This window comes from Clostridium sp. SHJSY1, assembly GCF_031626875.1.
Taxonomy (GTDB): domain Bacteria; phylum Bacillota; class Clostridia; order Clostridiales; family Clostridiaceae; genus Clostridium.
Map to the genome: position 1 here is coordinate 1 of NZ_JANDMF010000039.1, position 21,942 is coordinate 21,942.

Consider the following 21,942-nt stretch of genomic DNA (forward strand, 5'->3'; position numbering starts at 1 on the left):
CCTATAACTGAAATATTCAATTGAATCTAATAATTATATTAAATCAGAATTATAGAAATTAGTTTTCGTGACTACTCATATTATACTTTAAGGTAGCTGTAAAAAATACCCTATAGATTAATTTTATATTTAATCTATAGGGTATTTTAAATTGCAATATATTAAATTAATGTTTTTATAAAAGTAACTGTTAAATCTTCAGTACCTTGAACATAGAGATTTGCTCTTTTTAAATCTTGTACATAATCAATTATTTCTTTAGTTATTTCTTCACCAGGACAAAGTAATGGAATTCCAGGTGGATATGCTAAAAGAAATTCTCCTGAAATTTTGCCTTCACTTTCTAAAAGTAATGTTTCTTCTTTTTTAGCATTAAAGGCTTCACGTGGATTAAGTATTTTTTTAGGTATAGCTGGAATATCTAGGAAGTCTGGAGTGGCAGGCTTTTTTCTAAAATATTCTTTTGATATTTCTTTTAAAGCTTTTAATAATCTCTCCATACCTTCTTTTGTATCTCCGAAAGATCCCACTGCTAATACATTATAAAAATCAGATAATTCCATCTGGATATGATATTTATCAGCTAATAATGTATCTAATTCATAACCTGTTATGCCTAAATCTCTACAAGAAATTGTAAGTTTAGTAGGATCAAAAGAGTAGGAACCATCCTTACCTAATATTTCTTCACCAAAGCAATGAAAGCCTGCTATTTTATTTATTTCTGTTCTTGTATATTCACATAGTTCTATAGCTTTATTTAAAAGTTCTTTTCCTTCTAAAGCAATCTGTCTTCTAGCACAATCTAAAGATGCCATTAGTATATAAGAAGGAGATGTAGTTTGTAAAAGATTTAATATTTGTTGTACTTTCTTTGGATTAACACGTTTACCTTTAACATGAAGTAAAGAACCTTGAGTTAAAGAACCTATAATCTTATGAGTACTCTGAGCACAAATATCTGCACCGGCCTCTAAAGCTGACATTGGAAGTTTATTTGAAAATGCTAAATGAGGACCATGAGCTTCATCTACAATCAATGGAATATCATAACTATGAACTATATCAGAAATTTCTTTTATGTCAGTGGACACTCCATAATAAGTAGGATTTATTATTAGTACTGTTTTTGCATCAGGATTAGCTTCTAATGTTTCTTTTACAGTTGAAGGAGCAACACCATGAGCTATACCTAATTTTTTATCAAGTTCAGGCTGCATAAATACAGGAATAGCTCCACTTAGTATTATGCCTGCAGTAACTGATTTGTGAACATTTCTAGGTACTATTATCTTATCTCCATCTGATACAACTGACATAATCATTGCTTGTATAGCACCAGAAGTTCCATGAATTGAAAAAAAGCTAGCATCTGCACCATAAGCATCTGCAGCAAGTTCTTGAGCTTCTTTAATAGGGCCTGTTGGATGGTGCAAACTATCTACTAACTTAAACACCGTTACATCTATTTTAAATGGATTTTCACCTATAAAATTTTTAAATTCAGTATCAATTCCTACCCCTTTTTTATGCCCTGGTACATGAAATGGTAGAGTATCTCTGTTTACGTATTCTTTTAATGCATCAAATAGAGGAGTTCTATTTTGATTAAATTTGTTCATTTATACACCCGCTTCCGTAATTTTAAAAATGCTTTTTATGATTAAGAAATTAATCCTATATGATTATATTGTATAAATTTGTTGTATGCAATATTAATATATGAGTTTTAGCAGGATTTGATGTAAAATTTTCAAAACTAAATGGCAATTTTAAATTTATTTGTATAAAATTTATAAGTTTTTGGAATAATTATAAAGAGTTTATATATAAGGAGTGAAAAAAATTGAATAATTTGAACTTGATAGAAAGAAATTTATCGTCAGGTCATTCTGCTAGGAGAGAAAGAAGAAATGGGCTTGTACCAGGTGTATTATATGGTAAAAAAATTGGTAATTTTTTATTTGAGGTAGGTGAATTAGAATTAGGAAGAGAATTATCTTCAAGGGGGGAACATGGAATAATTAATTTTAATTTTAATGGAAATGAAGAAATGGCATTATTGAAGGAAGTTCAAAGAGATCCTGTATCTCATAGAATAATTCATATTGATTTAGAGGAAATAGGGGCTAATAAAGAAATTCAGTCAGAAGTTCCAATTCAATTTACTGGAGAGGAATGGCTTAATAACAAAGGTGCAGTTCTTCAAAAAGAAAAAGCTGTGGTAAAGGTAAGTTGTAAGCCAGATAAATTGCCAAAGTCTATAAAAATGGATGTTTCTAAAGGTGAATTAGGTGCTGTATATAGATTTTCTGATTTAGAAATTTCAGAAGAAATATCAATAATAGATGATATACAAACAGTAATTGCATCTATAAGCAACGAAAAAAGATTAACTTCTCAATTATCAGAACAAGAAATGGAAAATCGTGATGATGATAACATTAAAGAAGAAGGAAAAAAATCAGAGGAATAGACTGGGCACTAGGTGCCCTTACATAGAAAAAAATGGAAAAAATTAACTTCCCCATTGTAAAATGTTAGATATGTTGTATAATATAATTTATAAAGAAATGAGGAGGGGTATCAGTGTATAAAAAGAAATACGAAAGCTGGTTAAATTCAAGTATTATAAGTGAAGAAATAAAAGAAGAATTACGCAGCATAAAAGAAGACAAGGAAATTGAAGATAGATTTTATAAAGAGTTAGAATTTGGTACAGGTGGACTAAGAGGAGTAATTGGAGCTGGTACTAATAGAATGAACATATATACAGTATCTCAAGCTACTCAGGGGTTTGCAGATTATTTAAATGATAATTTCAAGAATCCATCTATTGCAATAGCTTATGATTCAAGAAATATGTCAAAGGAATTTGCAAAAGCAGCAGCATTAACACTATGTGCAAATGGAATAAAAGTTTACTTATATGAAAGTTTAAGACCTACACCAGTGCTTTCTTTTGCTGTTAGAGAATTAAAATGCCAAGGTGGCATAGTTGTTACAGCATCACATAACCCTAAACAATATAATGGATATAAAGTATATGATGAGTTTGGTGGACAAGTAACTGATGAGAAAGCAAACACAATAATTTCAGCTGTTAATGCTATAGATAGTTTTGAAAAAATTAATACTATAGCTGAAGGCGAAGCAATAGAAAAAGGATTACTTAATTATATAGGTGAAGATGTTGATAAAGCTTATATTGAAAGAGTAAAAGGATTGACTATAAGAGAACAACTAGTAAAAGACAACGCAAAGGATTTAAAAATAATTTATACACCTATTCATGGTAGTGGAAATATACCAGTTAGAAGAGTGTTAAATGAGTTAGGATATGAAAATGTTAAAGTTGTTAAGGAACAAGAAGCTCCAAATGGTGATTTTCCAACAGCACCTTACCCAAACCCAGAATTACCAAAGGTTTTTGAATTAGCTTTAGATATGGCTAAAAAAGAAATGCCAGACATAATTTTTGGTACTGATCCTGACTGTGACAGAATTGGTGTAGTAGTAAATGTTGGAGCTGGAGAATATAAAGTTCTTACTGGAAATCAAACAGGCTTGCTTTTAACAGATTATATATTAGGTTCATTAAAAGAAACTGGCAAATTACCAAATAACGGAGTTGTAATAAAAACAATAGTTACAACAGAGGGCGCTAGAAAGATAGCTGAAAGTTATGGAATAGAAATTATGGATGTATTAACTGGATTTAAATATATCGGAGAAAAAATTCGAGAGTTTAATACATCAGGAGAGAAAGAGTATTTGTTTGGCTTTGAAGAAAGTTATGGTTATCTAGCTGGTGATTTTGTTAGAGATAAGGATGCAGTTATAGCATCTATGCTTATAGCAGAAATGACTCTTTATTATAAAAAAGAAGGAATAAGTCTTTATGAGGCTTTAATTAAGCTTTATGAAAAACACGGATTCTTCAAAGAAGATTTAGTTTCATTAGAACTTGCAGGAAAAGAAGGCGCAGAAAAGATTGCAGCATGTATTGATAAATTAAGAAATACTCAATTGACTGAAGTTGATGGCGTAAAAGTTAATACAAAGTTAGATTATAAGTTAAAGGTAGAAGAGAATTTAATTAAAGGAGAAAAGAAGGATATAAACCTTCCAACTTCAAATGTATTAAAGTTTATATTAGAAGATGATTCGTACTTTGTAGTAAGACCTTCAGGAACAGAGCCAAAGATGAAGGTTTATCTTGCAGTTAAAGGAAGTAGCCTTGAAAATGCAGAAACTGAAGTAATTAGATTTAAAGAAAAAGTAATGAAAATCATTAATGAAAAATTAAAATAAAATTAAAAAAGTGCTATCATCTTTAAAGATGATAGCATTTTTTGCGTTTTAGGGTATAATGATAAGAGATATTAAATGGTTTGGTGGTGTATGAATGGATTATAAAGCAATATTTAAAGATAGGTTAAATAAATTATTATTTTTAGAAGTGAATTGGGAAGGATTTAAAAAAGGGACTAATATACCAGAAAGAGTTACATTAAAAACTAAAGATTTATATGTACCAATTAGTTCAAAATATATTACAAGCAATGTTAATGATGAAATAAAAATAAGTAATTTACCAATATACTATCTTATTGAAGGAATGCTCACAGCTTTAGGTGCTGATGAAAACCTTATATACAGTGAAGATTATATTATTGTTCTAAATAATATAAAAGAAAGTGAAGAGTGTGGAAAAGCTTTAGTTGCAAATAGAATTAAAGAAGACCAGCTAATCGATGCTTATTTACTAATAAGAGGATTATATTTATCTAGTGGAAATGAAGAGTATTATAAAAAACTTCTATTAGTTGGAGAGGCTATTAGGGAAGGGGATAGTGCTTTTGATGATATTCTTATGCAGAATATAGAAGAAGGAAAGATAGAATTTTCTAATTTACCAGATCCATATTTATATGAAGGGATAATACTTAAAGCCAAGGGTGATTATGCAAGTGCTAAGATTAGTATTAATGAATATGTAAATAGAGGTGGAGATGTAAGCGAAGAAGTTAAAATAATAATAAATGATATAGAAAATGTTACTTCTTATGAAAAGGCTATAGAAATGTTAGATAATAGCCCAGAAAAATCTATAGGAATATTCTTATCTTTAATTGATAAATTTCAAGAAAATCCGTTGCTATATTATTATTTAGCTGTAGCTTATAGAAAAATAGAAAATTATGAAAAGGCAATATATTATTTAAATGAAAGTTTAAATATTGAATCGGGTATCTTAGAAGTAGTTAATGAACTAGGAGTAAATTATGCTTGCATAGGAGATTTTGAACAGGCTATAAGATATTTTAAAAAGGGATTTGAAGCATCAAAAGATATAGAGATTTGCACTAATATAGTTATGTGTTACATAAATTTAGGAAATGAAAAAGAAGCAAAACTTCATTTAGAAATAGCTAAAAAATTAAATCCTGAGGATGAAGTTGTACAACAGATAGAGAGAATGATGGCAAAGTAAGGAGTGCATATGAATACAGAGATTTTGGGATATAAAGTTTTTAATAAAAGTAAATCAGAATTGTTAAAAGAGATTTTTCAAAAAGAAAAAGTTAACATAGTTTCAGGAAATCCAGAAGTTTTATTTAATGGATTAGAAGATGAGAATCTTAACAAGAATTTTAATGAAGAATATTCTATAATAATTCCAGATGGAGTTGGAACAGTACTTGCTTCAAAATTAGTGAAAGCTCCAGTTGAAGAAAAGATAGCTGGAATTGAAGTGATGAAAGAAATTTTACATAAGGCAGCAGAAGAAGGTAAAGGTATTTATCTTCTCGGGGCTAAAGAAGAAACCCTAAATATGTGTATTAAGAATTTAAAAGAAGACATTCCTACTATTAATATAGTTGGTTCACATAATGGATATTTTGATTTAAACAATTGTGAAGAAATAATTGAAGAAATAAAGGAAAAAAAACCTTGGGCTATTTTTGTTGCAATGGGATGTCCAAGACAAGAAAGATTTATAATAAATAATATAGATAAACTTCCATGCAATATATATATGGGGGTAGGTGGAAGTTTTGATGTTTTTGCTGGAAATGTAAAAAGAGCACCTAAGTGGATGATTTCCTTAGGATTAGAGTGGTTATATAGAGTATCAAATGAACCAAGTAGAATTATAAGATTAACAGTTATTCCTAAGTTTTTATGGAGAGTATTTAAAAGTAAATAGTAGGTGAATATATGAAAAAAAGTAATTTAATTAAATCAACTGCAATTGTTATGGTAGTTGCTTTAATAAGTAGGTGTATGGGCTTTATAAGGGATTTTTTGATAGGTAAAAGATTCCCAGCAGGCATACAATCAGATGCATATTATGCCGCAGCATCTATTCCAGATATAATTTTTGCTTTAGTTGGTCTTGCTATTTCTACTTCCTTTTTACCAATGCTTAGTAACATTAAGGTGAAAAAAGGTAATGAAGAAATGCATAAATTTGCAAATAACATAATTAATATATTGTTTTTTATATCATTAGTTATTTTTGTGTTTTCAAGCTTTTTTCCAGAACAAATCACAGGTTTATTTATAAACAAGGATAAAGTTAACCCACAAACAATGGAAATAGCTATAATTCTTACAAGAATAACATTGATAAATTTGTTGTTTTTAGGTGTAAATGCATGTTTTACAGCTATATTACAAGTTCACGAAGATTTTGTTATTCCATCTATACTTGGATTATTCTTTAATTTACCAATGATTGCATACCTAATGATATTTAAAGATTTTAATATATATGGATTAACTGTTGCTAATGTAATTGGTAACTTTGCAAGAGTAGTAGTTCAAATACCTTCTTTAAGAAAACATGGATATAAATATAAACCATTTATAGATTTAAAGGATGAAAGAATTAAAAAAATATTAATTTTGATATTACCAGTTATAGTTGGTTCAGGTGCAAACTCATTAAATATGATTGTTGATAAAAATATAGCTTCAGGGCTTCAAGATGGAGCTATTACTATACTTAATAATGCATTGTTATTGATTACTTTTATAAATGCAATTATAACTTCTTCAATAAATACTGTTGTTTATCCTGTTTTAGCAAATAGGCAAAGTGAAGGAAAAAATAAAGAGTTTTTAGAAGTATTAACAAGATCCTTTGTATACTTAGGTTTGTTACTTATTCCTATAACAGCAGGAATTATAATTTATGGCTATGATGTTGTTGGGATTGTATTTCCTAAGTATGAAGAAGAATCTAGAATGCTAGTTACACTAGCTTTATTTGGATATTCTTTTGGAATATTCTTTACAGGAGTTAGAGATATACTAAATTCAACTTTATTTTCCATGGGAAAGACAAAGCTTACTGCAATTAATGGGGTTATAGGAATGATAATAAATATAGTGTTAAGTATAACTTTATCTAAAAGTTTAGGTGTTTTAGGTATATCAATAGCAGCATCAGTTGCAATGATGGTAACAGCAGTTTTACTTGGCAAAAGTATTATTAAGCTGCAAGGGAAATTGGACATTAAATTATTGCTTAAAAAATTAGCAAAAGTTATTGTTTCTACTTTAGGTATGGTAGGTATTATATTATTAATAAATAAATTTACGGTTGGATTACCTGTCTTTATTTATGTTGGAACAGGGACTTTAGTTGGAGCTTTAGTTTATTTATGTTTAACTTATATTTTTAAGGTACAAGAGGTACAAGAAATTTTAACTGTGTTAAGAAATAAGGTTAAAATATAGGAGGATAAAATGAAAATATTATTTATTGCGTGTTATTCGCCATTTATAAATAATTCAGCTGCAATTGAAACTTTACAATATTTAAATAAATTAAGTGAGATAGAAGAAAATGAAGTTCATTTATTGACAGTAGACTTTCCTAAGGACTCTATATACTATGACGAAGCATTAGGAAAAATGATAAATCAAAATATAAAAACTCATTTGATAGAAGGTGGAAGTTTATTTAACAAATTAGTTCCAAGAAAATCTACAGAAGAAGCTGTAACAGCACCTTCAAGTGGTAAGATAAAAAAGTTAAAGTTTCTTAGAAGTGTAAAGAATGCGGTGGTAATTCCAGATATGTATTATGCGTGGGCTAAAGCAGCTAGTAAATATGGAATAGAGCTAATGGAAAAAGAAAGTTTTGATGTGATTTTTTCGATGCATGAGCCACCATCTTCACACCTTTGTGGATATGAAATAAAGAAGAAATTTAAAGATGTTCCATGGATAACATATTGGAGTGATCCATGGTTAAAGGATTCAACTAGGCAAAAAGCAAATTTTATAAAGAAATCCATAGAATCAGATATGGAAAAGAAAATAGTGAATTTAGCAGATAAATTCATATTTGTAACAGAAGATAATAGGCAGGATTATATAAGAACATATGGAATTAATAAAGAAAAAACCTACATCATTACCAGAGGTTTTGATTCTAAATTTTTTAGAATGTTAGAAAAAGAAAGTAAGCCAACATTAATTAGAGATGATAAATTTAATATTATATATGCTGGAGAAATTTTTTCTAAACTTAGAGATATAAATCCTTTTATTAGTGCAGTAGAAGATATTAAGAAAGAAAATCCTTCTTTGTATAATAAGATGAATATTCTATTTTTTGGGAATATTGATGATGCTGATGCAAAAGAAAAGTTAGATGAATTGGAAGTTGCGACTGTCTCAAAAAGAATAGCATTTAAGGAAGCTATTAAGTATATGCTGAATTCAGAAATATTATTGCTTTTTGGAAATAAAAATTCTAAACAAATACCTGCAAAAATCTATGAATATTTAGGTGCTAGAGGAAAGGTATTTGTGATATATGGAGATAATCAAGATCCTATTAAAAGGATAGTTCATGGACATGAAAGATGTATGAATTCTGATAATAGTAAAGATGATATAAAGACAAAGTTAATTAGTTTATTACAAAAAGATAAGACAGAATTATTTGGAGAACCTGATGATTCTTATGAATGGAATTCTATAGTTGAAAGATTAAATAAGATATTAGAGGTGTAGATTATGCATATTATGGTTGTCCCATCTTGGTATGCTTCTCCTAGAAATAAAGTTCATGGTAGTTTCTTTAAAGAACAGTTTCAAGCACTTCAAAGAAGTGGAGAAAAGATATCTGTAGCGTATAATGAAATTTGGCCTATAACTTTGTTTGGTAAAGTAGGAGAAGAAAGAGGATTAAGTTTTAATGTTGAAGAAGATTTAAATGTTTATAGATATAAAGATTATAACTTTTTTCCTAAGAATCCAAGGATGTTTAAGAGTTTTAACAAGAGAATGGAAAAACTTTATCTTGAAATAGTTAAAAAAGAAGGAAAGGTTGATTTAATCCATGCTCATTCAGCTTTTTGGGGAGGGATTTCTGCAGCTTTTGTAGCAAAGAAATATAACATACCTTTTGTTTTAACAGAACACACCTCTTTAGAAAATAGTAGGTATGTTAAGGATAGTTATTTTAATTCTATAAAATATGCTTATGATTCTGCTGATAAGTTAATAGCTGTTGGTAATGGGCTTAAGAAAGAGATGAAAAACTATACTGATGTTGAAATAGATGTAATTCATAACTTAGTTGATTTTTCAAGGTCTATTGTGAAAGAAAGAAGCAAAAATACTGAAGAGATAAAATTATTTTCTTTAGCATATTTGGTTGAAGGAAAAGGTATGGATAGACTTATAAAAGCTTTTAGTGAGGCTTTTAGTGAGGCTAATGTTACACTTGCAATAGGCGGGGATGGAGAAAAGAAGAGTGAATTAGAAGCATTAACAAGAGAATTAGGTCTTGAAGAGAAAATTAATTTTTTAGGAACAGTAGCAAGAGAAGATGTAGTTCATGTTATGAATGGGTATGATGGTTTTGTTTTAGCATCTGAATATGAAACTTTTGGAGTGGTATATATTGAGGCTATGGCACTAGGAAAACCTGTATTAGGGACTAAAAATGGTGGAGCAGAGGATATTATTAAAGATTATAATGGTATTATAGTTGAAAATCGAGATCATAATGCTTTGGTAAAAGGATTAAAAGATTTTGTTGAAAATATTAATAACTTTGATCATACTTTAATACGAGAAAAGTGTTTGGAAAGTTATGGGGAAAAGGTAATTGTAGAAAAAATAAAAAAAATATATGAAGAATTATTAGGCTAATAACTTTAAAAATTATTTCATAAATTAATATAGCAAGGGGAGTTAATAATGAATTTTAAAGAATATAAAGTGGAAGAATTTATTGAAGACTTATCTTCAAGTTCTCCATCACCAGGAGGCGGAAGTGTAGCTGGTCTTGTTTCAGCACTTGCAGGAAGTTTAAACTCAATGGTTTACTCATTAACAGTGAATAAAAAATCTTTTGAGGCTTTAGATATAGATATCAAAAAAGCAGTTTTAGATTTTTGTGAAGCTTCAAAAAAGTTTACAAAAAGGTCTATAATGTTAATGGAAGAGGATAGAAAATATTTTAATGAACTTATGGATTGCTATAAGTTAAAGAAAGATAGTGATGAGGAAAAAGAAAAAAGAAATAAAGCCATACTTGAAGGAACTTTAAAAGCTATGAAAGCACCTTTAGAACTTGCAAGAGAAGGATATAAATTTTATAATAATATTGATATTGCAGTGAGATATGGTAATAAAATGTTGATTTCAGATGCAGGTTGTGCAGCGATTCTTTTGCATGCAGCAATAGAATCTTCAATTATAAATGTAAAAGTTAACTTAAATTCATTAAGGGAAAAAAGTTTCTCAAAAGGTATGGAAGAAGAAATTGCTAGTTTAGAAATTAATTCTTTAAAAAGAAAAGAGTTGATTTGTAAAGAAGTAAATAAAATAATTTATCCTGAAATTTAAAGAAATAATCAGATAATCTGGTAAGGTTATCTGATTATTTTTTTGCAATTTACAGAGAAAAATGAAGAAAAAGTTAGGCGTAATTAAAAGAATACGATTACTTAAATGTATTTTGGAGTATATTGGGTGGAATTTAAAATGTATAATACATATAATAATAGTAAGCTATGAGAAGGAGGGATAAAATGAATTGGCAATTTATAGTTAATTATATACCTAAGTTTTGGCAAGCTACAATTTTAACAGTAGAGCTAGCTATACTTGGAATAATATTTTCAGTAATAATAGGATTAATATGTAGTAATTTAATATATTATAAGGTTAAAATTTTTAGTATTATAGCAAAAGCATATATAGAATTATCAAGAAATACGCCATTATTAATACAGTTATTTTTCTTATATTATGGATTACCTAAAATGGGTATTAAAATTGATGGATTTCAATGTGGAGTAATTGGATTGAGTTTTTTAGGGGGAAGTTATATGGCAGAAACTTTCAGGGGTGGACTAGAAGCTGTCTCAAAAGGACAGATTGAGTCAGGACTTAGTATAGGCTTTAGCAAAACACAATGCTTTATATATGTTATCTTACCTCAAGCTTTTTCTATAGCTATACCAGGAATAGGTGCAAATTGTTTGTTTTTATTAAAAGAAACATCAATAGTAGGAGCTATAGCTGTTGCAGATCTGATGTTTTTAGCAAAAGATATTATAGGAATGGATTATAAGACAACAGAAGCTTTATTTATGCTTGTGATATCATATTTAATAATTCTTTTACCAGTTTCAATTTTAACTAGTTATTTAGAGAAACGAGGAAGGAAGGCAGCATATGGGGATTGATATTATATTTCAAGGAAGTAATTTTGAACGATTACTTAGTGGATTATTAGTAACTTGTAAAATAGGATTTATATCAGCAGCTTTAGCCTTTGTATTAGGTATTGTCCTTGGAATTATTATGACTACAAAAAATAAGGTGATTAGATTTATATGTAGAATTTATTTAGAAATAGTAAGAATAATACCAATACTTGTATGGTTGTTTATAATTTATTTTGGAGTAGCTACCTGGTTAAACACACATCTCGATGGGATTTTTGTATCTATTTTAGTGTTTACAATATGGGGAACAGCAGAAATGGGAGATATAGTAAGAGGGGCTTTGACTTCAATAGAAAAACATCAAATTGAATCCTCTTATTCCTTAGGGCTTAATAAAATACAGACTTATATATACATATTATTACCTCAAGCATTAAGGAGAATACTTCCAGGAGCAATAAATTTAATTTCAAGAATGATAAAAACAAGTTCATTAGTAGTTTTAATAGGTGTTGTAGAATTAGTGAAAGTTGGACAGCAGATAATAGAAGTATCTATTCTATCGGTTCCAACAGCATCATTTTGGATATATGGATTGATATTCTTTTTATATTTTATCATTTGTTATCCACTATCAATTTTAGCAAAACGCTTAGAAAAACTGTGGTAAAAGTAGGAGGTCGTTAAAATGATAGAACCATTATTAAAGATTCAAGATCTTAGAAAGAATTATGGAAATACTGAAGCTTTAAAGGGAATAAATTTAGAAGTTAATAAAGGTGAAGTAGTAGTAATTCTTGGTCCATCTGGATGTGGAAAAAGCACATTTTTAAGGTGTATTAATGGGCTTGAAGATATAAAAGAAGGAACAATTAATCTCAAAGATGAGGGAATACTTGGTAGAGATATACCTTGGAAAAATGTTAGGGAAAAGATTGGTATGGTATTTCAAAGTTATGAACTTTTTTCTCATATGAATATTATAGATAATATTTTACTTGGCCCTATAAAAGTTCAGAAGAGGAAAAAGGAAGAGGTAATAAAAGAGGCTGATGTGCTTTTGGAAAGAGTTGGACTATTGGATAGAAAAAAATCATATCCAAGGGAATTATCAGGAGGACAAAAACAAAGAATTGCTATAGTAAGATCTCTTTGCATGAAGCCTCAAATAATGCTTTTTGATGAAGTGACAGCGGCATTGGATCCAGAAATGGTTAGGGAGGTTTTAGATGTAGTTTTGGGACTAGCTAAGGAAGGTATGACAATGCTGATAGTTACACATGAAATGTCTTTTGCAAGGAATGTTGCAGATAAAATAGTATTTATGGATGAAGGTAAAATTTGTGAAATAGCTTCGCCTGAAGAATTTTTTACAAAGCCAAAAAGTGAAAGAGCACAAGCTTTTTTAAATATACTAAACTATTAAGGGGGATAAAAATGAAAAAAAGATTTAAAATTGTAGCAGTATTATTAACTTTTATATTAGTGATTGGGTCTTTAGTTTCTTGTGGAAGTAAAGAGGATAGTAATAAAAGTTCAATACAGTCTATTAAGGATAGAGGAACTATAAAAATTGGTGTATTTAGTGATAAACCACCATTTGGTTATGTTGATAGTGATGGAAAAAATCAAGGATATGATGTTGAAATTGGGAAGAAAATTGCTAAAGACCTACTTGGAGATGAATCAAAAGTTGAATTTGTTCTTGTAGAAGCAGCTAGTAGAGTAGAATTTTTACAATCAAATAAGGTTGATATGATTTTAGCGAATTTCACAGTTACAGATGAAAGAAAAGAAAAAGTTGATTTTGCAAATCCATATATGAAGGTTTCATTAGGAATAGTTTCTAAGGGTGGAACTATAACTGATGTAAGTCAGTTAAAGGGTAAAAAATTAATAGTAAATAAAGGGACAACTGCAGAATCATATTTTGCGAAAAACTATCCTGATATTGAATTGTTGAAGTTTGATCAAAATACTGAAGCTTTTGAAGCTTTAAAAGATGGAAGAGGGGATGCTTTAGCACATGATAATACATTAGTTCTTGCTTGGGCAAGAGAAAATTCAGCATTCCAAGTAGGTGTTAAGACATTGGGAGATCAAGATGTAATAGCACCAGCAGTAAAAAAAGGTGATGAAGAATTATTAAATTGGACAAATGATGAAATTAAAAAATTAGGTAGTGAAGGGCTTATAAAGGAAGCATATAATAAGACGTTAAAGCCTGCATATGGAGATACAATAGATTCTAAAGATATAATTATTGAATAATAAGAGAAGTATATGAATAAAGAAGTCAACTAAAGATGAAATGATTAAATTTCATCTTTAGTTGACTTTTTGCATTCTATTCAGGTAAGTCTGTTAAAGGCCTGAATTCATATCCTTCACTTTTCAAATCTGTTAACACAGTTTTTAATATGTTAGTATTAGTCTTGGAAACAGCATGAAGAAGTAGTATACTGCCAGGATGAACTCCACTTTTTATTTTCTTTATAGCATATTCTTCAGAAGGCTGATCATTTATAAACCAATCTCTATAAGCAAAACTCCAAAATATAGTTTTATATCCTAATTCTTTTGTCATTTCTAAAGATTCTTTTGTATATTTACCCATAGGAGGTCTGAAAAATTTAGGCATATTTTGTTTGGTTAAAGTTTTAAAAGTATCTTCTACATCAGTTATTTCTTTATTAAATGCATCTTTATCGTGAATAGATGCCATAGAATAATGATGATGTGAATGGTTACATACTAAATGACCTTCATTAACCATTCTGGTAATTAAATCTGATTGCTTATCAATGTATGGTTTTGTTACAAAAAAAGCAGCAGGAACTTCTAATTCTTTTAAGGTATCTAATATATTGCTTGTATAACCTTTTTCATATCCTTCATCAAAAGTTAAATATAAAACCTTTTGAGATGTATCTCCAAGATAATAACCATTACAATCTTTTAAAAAATCTATAGACTCTTTTGCAGGTTGAGGAATTTCTCCTGGCACCTTGCTTGGAACGAAATTCCAATTGAGCTCGGTTCCGTAATTAGATGCATTTGTGTTTTTGGTTATTGGAAAAAGTAATAAAAATAATAATGAAGTTGCTAAAATGAATACAACTATATTTTTCTTCATAAAAATATCACCTGCTTTTTACTTAGTCTCAAAAGTATTATGTGCACAAGATTAAATATAAATACGAAAATTTAACTTTTACAAAAACTATATGTAGAATAAAATTTAAAAGAGATATGAGAAAAGACTTGTGAGAAAATAATTTCTCATAAGTCTTTTAAGCCTTGTAGAATAGCGAAATTGCTTTTTAAAGTTAGTTTTTCAGAATTAAATCTAATGTATTATAATAGTTTGAAGGATATAATTTTAGTTGAACCAGTTGAACCAATTGAACCAGTTCCAAGCTTTTGAGGAATTTGAATTGGTTGAATCAATTGTGTCATTTGGAGTAACTGAATCTTTTGAAGTTGTTGAATTATTTGGTATGTTTGAATCAGTTTTAGAAGGACTTGTTTTAGGATTAATTATTATGGAATAGTTCCAATTATTACGTGCTGCTTTCATTAAGTCTTCAGAAAGGAAGTATCTATCTTTTCCTTTTTCTTGTCCATCTTGATAGTGTTCATTCCAATTGTTTGGGTCATATGCTTCAAAATAAGTTTTTCCATCAACTATTCTATAACCTTTGACTACAATAAAATGACCACCTTGAAAATCATAAAATCTGCCTACTCTTTGATTTGGATTATTATTGTATGGTATATAAGATGTATCTATGCAAAGAATAGCAATATTTCCTTGTTTTAATTTAGATTTTAAAGTATCATCTCTTAAATTTTCAATACTGTATTTGATTTTATATGAATCGAAGTAATTGGTTATATCATTTGTAGACCACCAACTACCGTTTTTAGGATTTGAATTTCTTACATCTTCAGCAGTTTTTGAGAAACTCTCGTCAACCCACTTTGATACCATAGCAGTACTAGTTGGCCCACAATTACCATCAGAGTATTTACCAGTATTACCTTGGTCTATATACCAATTATAAGACTTATTATTTTTTATATATTCCGTTTGATTTTTTCCCAATCCCCAAGTAGTATCTATTTCTTGTTTTTGAGAATCAGTGGTTGAAGAACTATCGTAGGTTTTTGCAGTTGCTATGATGTTGTTTTGATAAGTTGTTTGTTTAGCTTGTACACTTATGCTACTTGTTATTAAATTAGTCAATAGCAATGCTGTAAAGACAATTTGTTTAATTTTAATATTTTTCATGCTATTCCCCCTTAAAGATATCTTTTTTACTAAATAGTATAATAGTTTTGAGTTTTTTTGTCAAAACAATATATAATTTAATAACTTGTGAAAAAGGTGGCTTTTATATCTTGGGTTATACAATAATATCTGTGTTTGTAGTTTAAGAATGAGAAATTTGTAGAATGTATAAAATGGCATAAATATGGAGGAATAAACATTTTAAAAGTTTATTTTAGAAGAATTTTGTGATATATTAAATGTATTATAATTTATAAGGTCAGTTTTGAAATAAGAAAGGAATATACATAATGAAATTAGGAATTGTAGGACTACCAAATGTAGGTAAAAGTACTTTGTTTAATGCAATAACAAAAGCAGGAGCGGAATCAGCCAATTATCCATTTTGTACTATTGAGCCAAATGTTGGAGTTGTATCTGTACCAGATAAGAGATTAGATGTGCTAGAAAAATTATATAATACAAAGAAAAAAGTATATACTTCAATAGAATTTTATGATATAGCTGGATTGGTTAGAGGAGCTTCAAAAGGTGAAGGACTAGGAAATAAGTTCTTATCACATATAAGAGAAGTTGCTTCAATAGTTCATGTTGTAAGATGTTTTGATGATGGAAATGTAGTTCATGTAGATGGAAGTGTTGATCCAATTAGAGATATTGAAACTATTAATTTAGAACTTATTTTTTCAGATTTAGAAATGCTTGAAAGAAGAATGGAAAAGTCAGTTAAACTTGCAAGATCAGGAGATAAGACTGCAAAGGCTGAATATGAATTAATGGAGAAGGTTAAATCTCATTTAGAACAAAATCTACCTGTTAGAACATTAGAAGTTACAGATGATGAAGCTTTATTTATAAAAAGTCTATTTTTAATAACATCAAAGCCAGTGTTATATGCTTGTAATGTATCAGAAGATGATATAATGAGCGGAGATCCAAATAATAAGTATGTTCAAACTGTGAAAGAATATGCAAGTAATGAAAATTCTGGAGTTATGGTAGTTTGTGCTAAATTGGAAGAAGAGTTATCTGGCCTTGATGATGAAGAAAAGGCTGAAATGCTAGCTGAGTATGGTTTGGAAGAATCGGGACTTGATAAACTTATTCAAGCATCATATAAATTACTTGGACTTATGAGCTTTTTGACAGCAGGAGTTCAAGAAGTGAGGGCATGGACAATTAAAGAAGGCACAAAGGCACCAGCTGCTGCAGGAAAAATTCACTCAGATATAGAAAGAGGATTTATTAGAGCGGAAGTAGTTTCTTATGATGATCTTATAGAGTGTGGATCTGAAGCAAAGGCTAAAGAAAAAGGTGTATATAGACTAGAAGGTAAAGAGTATATAATGAAAGATGGAGATATAGTTAATTTTAGATTTAATGTTTAATTATTACTTGTTTTATTGAAAAAAGGTTTTGTTTTGCAAAATAAAACAAAAAAATGTGCGAATTATAGTTCTTTAGTGAAAAAATAATTTGATATAAAGCATTTCTCTTAAATCTCTATAAAGTCCTATTATATAAAGGCTAAGCCATAGTTGCTTAGCTTTTTTTGAGTTTAACAACAATTTTTTTATAAAATAAATCCCAGAAAAAAAAGGATATTCTAATTATTTAACGAATAGTTATAAAAAGTGGTTCAAAGTGGAGTAAAGTGGTTAAAAGTAGAGTAGCATTACCAAAAAGTATAAAGAGGAGTACATTTTATGTTAATAGGTGAATATCAACATGCCTTAGATTCAAAAAACAGAATGATTGTACCCTCCAAATTACGGGAGGATATTGGGAGTAAGTTCGTTATTACCAAAGGATTAGATGGGTGCTTATATATATATCCACTTGAAGAATGGAAAAAGTTAGAAGAGAAATTAAAAACTCTACCTTTGACTAGTAAAGATGCAAGAGCTTTTGTGAGATTTTTCTTTGCAGGAGCATGTGAAATTGAAATGGATAAGCAGGGAAGAGGACTGATTCCACAAAATCTTAAAGAATATGCAGGAATAGAAAAGGAAATAGTAAGTATAGGTGTTTTAACTAGAGTAGAAATATGGAGCAAAGAAAAATGGATTGAATATAATGATTCAAATGTGGATTATGAATCCATTGCAGAAAAAATGAGTGAATTAGGAATATAAGGAGTTTTGTAGATGGAATTTAAACATATTTCAGTTTTGCTTAATGAGTGTCTTGAAGGATTAAATATAAAAGAAGATGGAATATATGTTGATTGTACTCTTGGTGGTGCAGGACATTCATCTCATATATTAAAAAGACTTTCTAATGAAGGATTGTTGATTGGAATAGATCAAGATCAAGATGCTTTGAAGGCAGCTAAAGAAAGATTAAAAGAATATAATAATATAAAATTTGTACACAATAATTTTCATAATATAGATAGTATATTGGAAAGTTTAGATATACCTAAGGTAGATGGTATATTAATGGATCTTGGAGTTTCTTCGTATCAATTAGATGAAGGAGAGCGAGGATTTAGTTATATGAAGGATGCTCCTTTAGATATGAGGATGAATAGAGAAAATGATTTCTCAGCATATGATGTTATAAATAATTATTCATTAGATGAACTTTATAAAATAATAAAAGATTATGGTGAAGAAAGATTTGCTAAAAGAATAGCTACTTTTATAGTGGATAGGCGAAGTGAAAAGCCTATAGAAACAACATTAGAATTGGTTGACATAATAAAAGCAGCAATACCTGCAAAAGCTAGGAGAGATGGTCCTCACCCAGCAAAGAGAACTTTTCAAGCTATAAGAATTGAAGTGAATGGGGAACTTAGAATTCTTAATAAAGCTATAGAAGATGGAGTTGATAGACTAAACATAGGTGGAAGAATGGCAATTATAACATTTCATTCTTTAGAAGACAGAATAGTAAAACTTAAGTTTAGAGAATTAGCTGATCCTTGCATGTGTCCAAAGGAATTTCCGATTTGCGTTTGTGGCAAGAAACCTTTAGTAAAGTTAATTAGTAGAAAAGCTATAGACCCAACAAAAGATGAAGTAGAAGAAAATCCTAGAAGTAGAAGTGCAAAACTAAGAATAATAGAAAGAATATAAATAGTGGTATAAATAAATTGAGGTGAGAATATTATGATAATAAATGAAGATGGTTATGTAAAAGGAAATACTGTGATAAAACCACAGAGAAAAAGAATAGAAAGTGATAAGAAAAGGGAAAAACAATTAGAACGTGCAAAAAAGCAAAGAAATAAAAGAAAATTTGAAGAACTGAAAAACATAAGAAAAACTGCTATTCAGGTGGCTAGTTTCATATTTATTATAGGAATGTTAATTGTTTCAAGAGATATTAAAGTTTACAATATGCAAAAAGATGTAACAGACCTAAATTCTCAAATAAAAAATATGACTGATCAAAATGAAGCATTAAAAGTAGATCTTTTGAAAGTTGGTACTATTGATAATATAAAAAGTCAAGCAGAACAAAAGCTTGGAATGGTTGTAGCTACAAAAGATAATAGAATAGAGGTCAAAATACCGAATAACTACTTAGAGGATGAAGAAAAAAGTAAGCAAGAAGATAAATCAGAAAATGAAACTTGGTTTTCAAAACTAATGGATGCGCTAAAATAGAGTGCATCCTAAGTTTGTTTATTAATGAATATTGACGGAGGAGTTAAAGTGAAAAAGAAAAATTATAAAGATAAGGCAAAAATGAGGAAAAGAATAAGCTCATCACTAATTGCTATAACAACCTTATTATTCTTACTTACATTAAGGCTAGCTTATATAATGATAGTTAAACAGAGTGAATATTCAGCAATGGCGATAGATCAGTGGACAAGCGAAGTTAAAATATCAGCTAAGAGGGGTAGAATTTTAGATAGAAATGGAGTTGAACTTGCTGTTTCAGCTAATGTGTATAGGGTGGATTTTGACTTGAATTCTATTAGGGCATATCTTAAAAAAGATGATGCAAAATATAAAAGTAATGAAGAATTAGCTAAAGTTATAAGTAAAGCCATGGGATTAGAAGAAAAAGAAATTTTAGATAAACTTGAAACTAAACTTAAATCTGGAGCAAATGCAGGATCTGCTATAGTGAAAAGAAGAATAGAAAAATCATCAGCTGATAATGTAAAAGCGCTTGGAATACCTGGAGTTATAATATCACCTGATACAAGAAGGTATTATCCTAATAATAATTTCTTGGCTCATGTGCTTGGAAGTACTAATAGTGATGGAGAGGGCTTAACTGGAGTTGAGCTTCAATATAATGAAGAACTATCAGGAACACCAGGGATGAAAATAGCTGAACTTGATAGTAAAAGTGGAGATTTACCATATACTGTTTCGCAGTATACTGAACCAGTAGAGGGCAAAGATGTAAATCTGACTATTGATGAAAATATTCAATCATTTGCAGAAAAAGTTGCAACCCAAGCTGCAAAAGAACAAAAAGCAAAAGCAGCTTCAGTAGTAGTTATGGATCCAAAGACAGGAGAAATATTAGCAATGGCAAACAAACCAGATTTTGATCCTAATAATCCTTATGATGGAATACAAAATTTTGAAGGAAATACTGAAGGTGAAAAACTACAAAAAATGTGGAGAAATAGAATGGTTAGTGATACCTTTGAACCAGGGTCTATATTTAAAGTAGTTACTGCGGCTACAGCAATGGAAGAAGGATTGATTTCTGATAGTGATACATTTACATGCAATGGTAGCTTGAAATTTGGAAGTAGTACAATAAAATGCTGGAAATCTGGAGGACATGGAACACAGCATTTTGGAGATATAATACAAAATTCTTGTAATGTAGGATTTATGCAGTTAGGTGAAAAAATTGGAAAAGAAAAATTATGCGAATATATAGCTAAATTTGGTTTTGGTAAAAAGTGTGGTGTGGATTTACCAGGTGAAGCTCCAGGGATAGTAAAACCAGTTGATAGCATTTCACAAACTGACTTAGCAACCATATCTTTTGGGCAAACTAATACTGTTAACTCAGTTCAATACATGGCTGCATTGAATGCAATAGCAAATGGAGGGTCATTAATACAACCACATGTAATGAAAGAAGTTACTCATGAGGATAATAATGGTACAGTGGTTGTAGATAAATCATTTGAGGCAAATAAAAATACAGTAATTTCAAGTGACAATGCAGCAGAACTTAGAGGATACTTGGAAAGAGTTGTTACTAATGGTTCAGGAAATGGGACATTTATTGAAGGATATCATATAGGTGGAAAGACTGGTACTGCACAGAAGGTAAATAGAGAAACTGGAAAGTATGAGAAATATATATCTTCATTTGTAGGAATGGCACCAGTTAGTGACCCTAAAGTTACTGTGATGATTACAATAGATGAACCAAGTAATGGAGCATACTATGCTAGCCAAGTTGCAGTTCCATATGCTAAAATATTATTTACTGATATATTTAACTATATGGAAAGTAAGTTTGCATCTGAAAATGATAATGCTTTAGCTAAAGAAGTTGTAATACCTGAAGTTAGAGGAATGAAGGTAGAAGAAGCTAAAAAAGTTTTAAGTAACTTGAAAATAACTGGAGAATTAGTAGGGTCAGGTGATGTGGTTAAAACAATTAAACCTTATCCAGGATATGTTGTAAAAGAAGGTTCAAAGATTAGTCTTTATGGGAATGATGATGGTGGTAGTTCAAATAGTATTGTAATGCCTGAACTTAGGGGATATTCTTTAGATAAAGCAAAGGAATTATTAAATTCTTTAGGAGTAAAAAATTATACAATTTCAGGAACAGGTGTGGTAGATACTCAAGATATACCAGCAGGTGAAGTAATTACAAAAGACCAAAAAATAGGATTAGGATTAAGTTCTGATTATAATGATGAACCAATAACATTAGAGTCAAGTTCTAATTAGAAAGATTAACTATAAGAAAGATAAATAAATTTGAGGTGATAGT

At 29.3% G+C, this 21,942-nt stretch carries 20 protein-coding genes; 17 read left to right on the top strand and 3 right to left on the bottom strand.

What is annotated here, in order from left to right:
• Nucleotides 1-161: 161 nt before the first annotated feature.
• Nucleotides 162-1,622: an aminotransferase class I/II-fold pyridoxal phosphate-dependent enzyme gene (locus tag NNC19_RS16495; RefSeq protein ID WP_310939771.1), complete on the bottom strand. Its 1,461-nt coding sequence runs from the start codon at nucleotides 1,620-1,622 to the stop codon at nucleotides 162-164.
• Between the two features lie 224 nt (nucleotides 1,623-1,846).
• Between NNC19_RS16495 and NNC19_RS16500 the strand changes: the two genes are divergently transcribed.
• From NNC19_RS16500 to NNC19_RS16555, 12 genes are all read left to right on the top strand, one after another.
• Entirely contained in the window at nucleotides 1,847-2,476 is a 630-nt protein-coding gene (locus tag NNC19_RS16500) for a 50S ribosomal protein L25 (protein WP_310939772.1), read from the top strand.
• A gap of 113 nt (nucleotides 2,477-2,589) precedes the next feature.
• Nucleotides 2,590-4,314, top strand: a complete 1,725-nt coding sequence (locus NNC19_RS16505) for a phospho-sugar mutase (RefSeq protein WP_310939773.1) — start codon at nucleotides 2,590-2,592, stop codon at nucleotides 4,312-4,314.
• Nucleotides 4,315-4,408: 94 nt separating this feature from the next.
• A complete protein-coding gene (locus NNC19_RS16510; protein WP_310939774.1) occupies nucleotides 4,409-5,497 on the top strand; it encodes a hypothetical protein in 1,089 nt (362 codons plus the stop codon).
• Between the two features lie 9 nt (nucleotides 5,498-5,506).
• On the top strand, nucleotides 5,507-6,214 hold the full coding sequence (locus tag NNC19_RS16515) for a WecB/TagA/CpsF family glycosyltransferase (RefSeq protein ID WP_310939775.1): 708 nt from the start codon (nucleotides 5,507-5,509) through the stop codon (nucleotides 6,212-6,214).
• Between the two features lie 11 nt (nucleotides 6,215-6,225).
• On the top strand, nucleotides 6,226-7,752 hold the full coding sequence (gene murJ / locus NNC19_RS16520; RefSeq protein WP_310939776.1) for a murein biosynthesis integral membrane protein MurJ: 1,527 nt from the start codon (nucleotides 6,226-6,228) through the stop codon (nucleotides 7,750-7,752).
• Between the two features lie 9 nt (nucleotides 7,753-7,761).
• Entirely contained in the window at nucleotides 7,762-9,039 is a 1,278-nt protein-coding gene (locus NNC19_RS16525) for a glycosyltransferase (RefSeq protein ID WP_310939777.1), read from the top strand.
• A gap of 3 nt (nucleotides 9,040-9,042) precedes the next feature.
• Nucleotides 9,043-10,185, top strand: a complete 1,143-nt coding sequence (locus tag NNC19_RS16530; protein WP_310939778.1) for a glycosyltransferase — start codon at nucleotides 9,043-9,045, stop codon at nucleotides 10,183-10,185.
• Nucleotides 10,186-10,233: 48 nt separating this feature from the next.
• On the top strand, nucleotides 10,234-10,884 hold the full coding sequence (locus NNC19_RS16535; protein WP_310939779.1) for a cyclodeaminase/cyclohydrolase family protein: 651 nt from the start codon (nucleotides 10,234-10,236) through the stop codon (nucleotides 10,882-10,884).
• A 185-nt stretch (nucleotides 10,885-11,069) separates the two neighbouring features.
• Nucleotides 11,070-11,729 carry an amino acid ABC transporter permease gene (locus NNC19_RS16540; RefSeq protein WP_310939780.1) on the top strand — a complete coding sequence of 220 codons (660 nt, stop codon included), beginning with the start codon at nucleotides 11,070-11,072 and terminating at the stop codon, nucleotides 11,727-11,729.
• Nucleotides 11,719-12,381, top strand: coding sequence for an amino acid ABC transporter permease (locus NNC19_RS16545; RefSeq protein WP_310939781.1), 663 nt, complete (start codon nucleotides 11,719-11,721; stop codon nucleotides 12,379-12,381). Before NNC19_RS16540 ends, NNC19_RS16545 begins: the two co-directional genes overlap by 11 nt.
• Before the next feature lie 18 nt (nucleotides 12,382-12,399).
• Nucleotides 12,400-13,137, top strand: coding sequence for an amino acid ABC transporter ATP-binding protein (locus NNC19_RS16550; RefSeq protein WP_310939782.1), 738 nt, complete (start codon nucleotides 12,400-12,402; stop codon nucleotides 13,135-13,137).
• 11 nt (nucleotides 13,138-13,148) lie between these two features.
• The gene (locus NNC19_RS16555) at nucleotides 13,149-13,982 is read left to right on the top strand and encodes a cysteine ABC transporter substrate-binding protein (protein ID WP_310939783.1); all 834 of its coding nucleotides are present in this window, start codon (nucleotides 13,149-13,151) and stop codon (nucleotides 13,980-13,982) included.
• 76 nt (nucleotides 13,983-14,058) lie between these two features.
• On the opposite strand, the gene pdaA is transcribed toward NNC19_RS16555, so the two are convergent.
• Nucleotides 14,059-14,847: a delta-lactam-biosynthetic de-N-acetylase gene (gene pdaA / locus NNC19_RS16560; RefSeq protein WP_310939784.1), complete on the bottom strand. Its 789-nt coding sequence runs from the start codon at nucleotides 14,845-14,847 to the stop codon at nucleotides 14,059-14,061.
• Between the two features lie 246 nt (nucleotides 14,848-15,093).
• Nucleotides 15,094-16,005 (bottom strand): C39 family peptidase, encoded by a 912-nt coding sequence (locus tag NNC19_RS16565; protein ID WP_310939785.1) that lies wholly within the window; start codon nucleotides 16,003-16,005, stop codon nucleotides 15,094-15,096.
• Nucleotides 16,006-16,295: 290 nt separating this feature from the next.
• Here NNC19_RS16565 and ychF point away from each other — a divergent pair, with 290 nt between their 5' ends.
• The 5 genes from ychF to NNC19_RS16590 all read left to right on the top strand — a co-directional run bounded on the left by ychF (nucleotide 16,296) and on the right by NNC19_RS16590 (nucleotide 21,899).
• The gene (gene ychF / locus NNC19_RS16570) at nucleotides 16,296-17,393 is read left to right on the top strand and encodes a redox-regulated ATPase YchF (RefSeq protein ID WP_310939786.1); all 1,098 of its coding nucleotides are present in this window, start codon (nucleotides 16,296-16,298) and stop codon (nucleotides 17,391-17,393) included.
• 318 nt (nucleotides 17,394-17,711) lie between these two features.
• Nucleotides 17,712-18,140 (top strand): division/cell wall cluster transcriptional repressor MraZ, encoded by a 429-nt coding sequence (gene mraZ / locus NNC19_RS16575; RefSeq protein ID WP_310939787.1) that lies wholly within the window; start codon nucleotides 17,712-17,714, stop codon nucleotides 18,138-18,140.
• A 12-nt stretch (nucleotides 18,141-18,152) separates the two neighbouring features.
• Nucleotides 18,153-19,085, top strand: coding sequence for a 16S rRNA (cytosine(1402)-N(4))-methyltransferase RsmH (gene rsmH, locus NNC19_RS16580; protein WP_310939788.1), 933 nt, complete (start codon nucleotides 18,153-18,155; stop codon nucleotides 19,083-19,085).
• 33 nt (nucleotides 19,086-19,118) lie between these two features.
• On the top strand, nucleotides 19,119-19,619 hold the full coding sequence (locus NNC19_RS16585) for a hypothetical protein (protein WP_310939789.1): 501 nt from the start codon (nucleotides 19,119-19,121) through the stop codon (nucleotides 19,617-19,619).
• Nucleotides 19,620-19,667: 48 nt separating this feature from the next.
• A complete protein-coding gene (locus tag NNC19_RS16590; RefSeq protein WP_310939790.1) occupies nucleotides 19,668-21,899 on the top strand; it encodes a stage V sporulation protein D in 2,232 nt (743 codons plus the stop codon).
• Nucleotides 21,900-21,942: the final 43 nt, after the last annotated feature.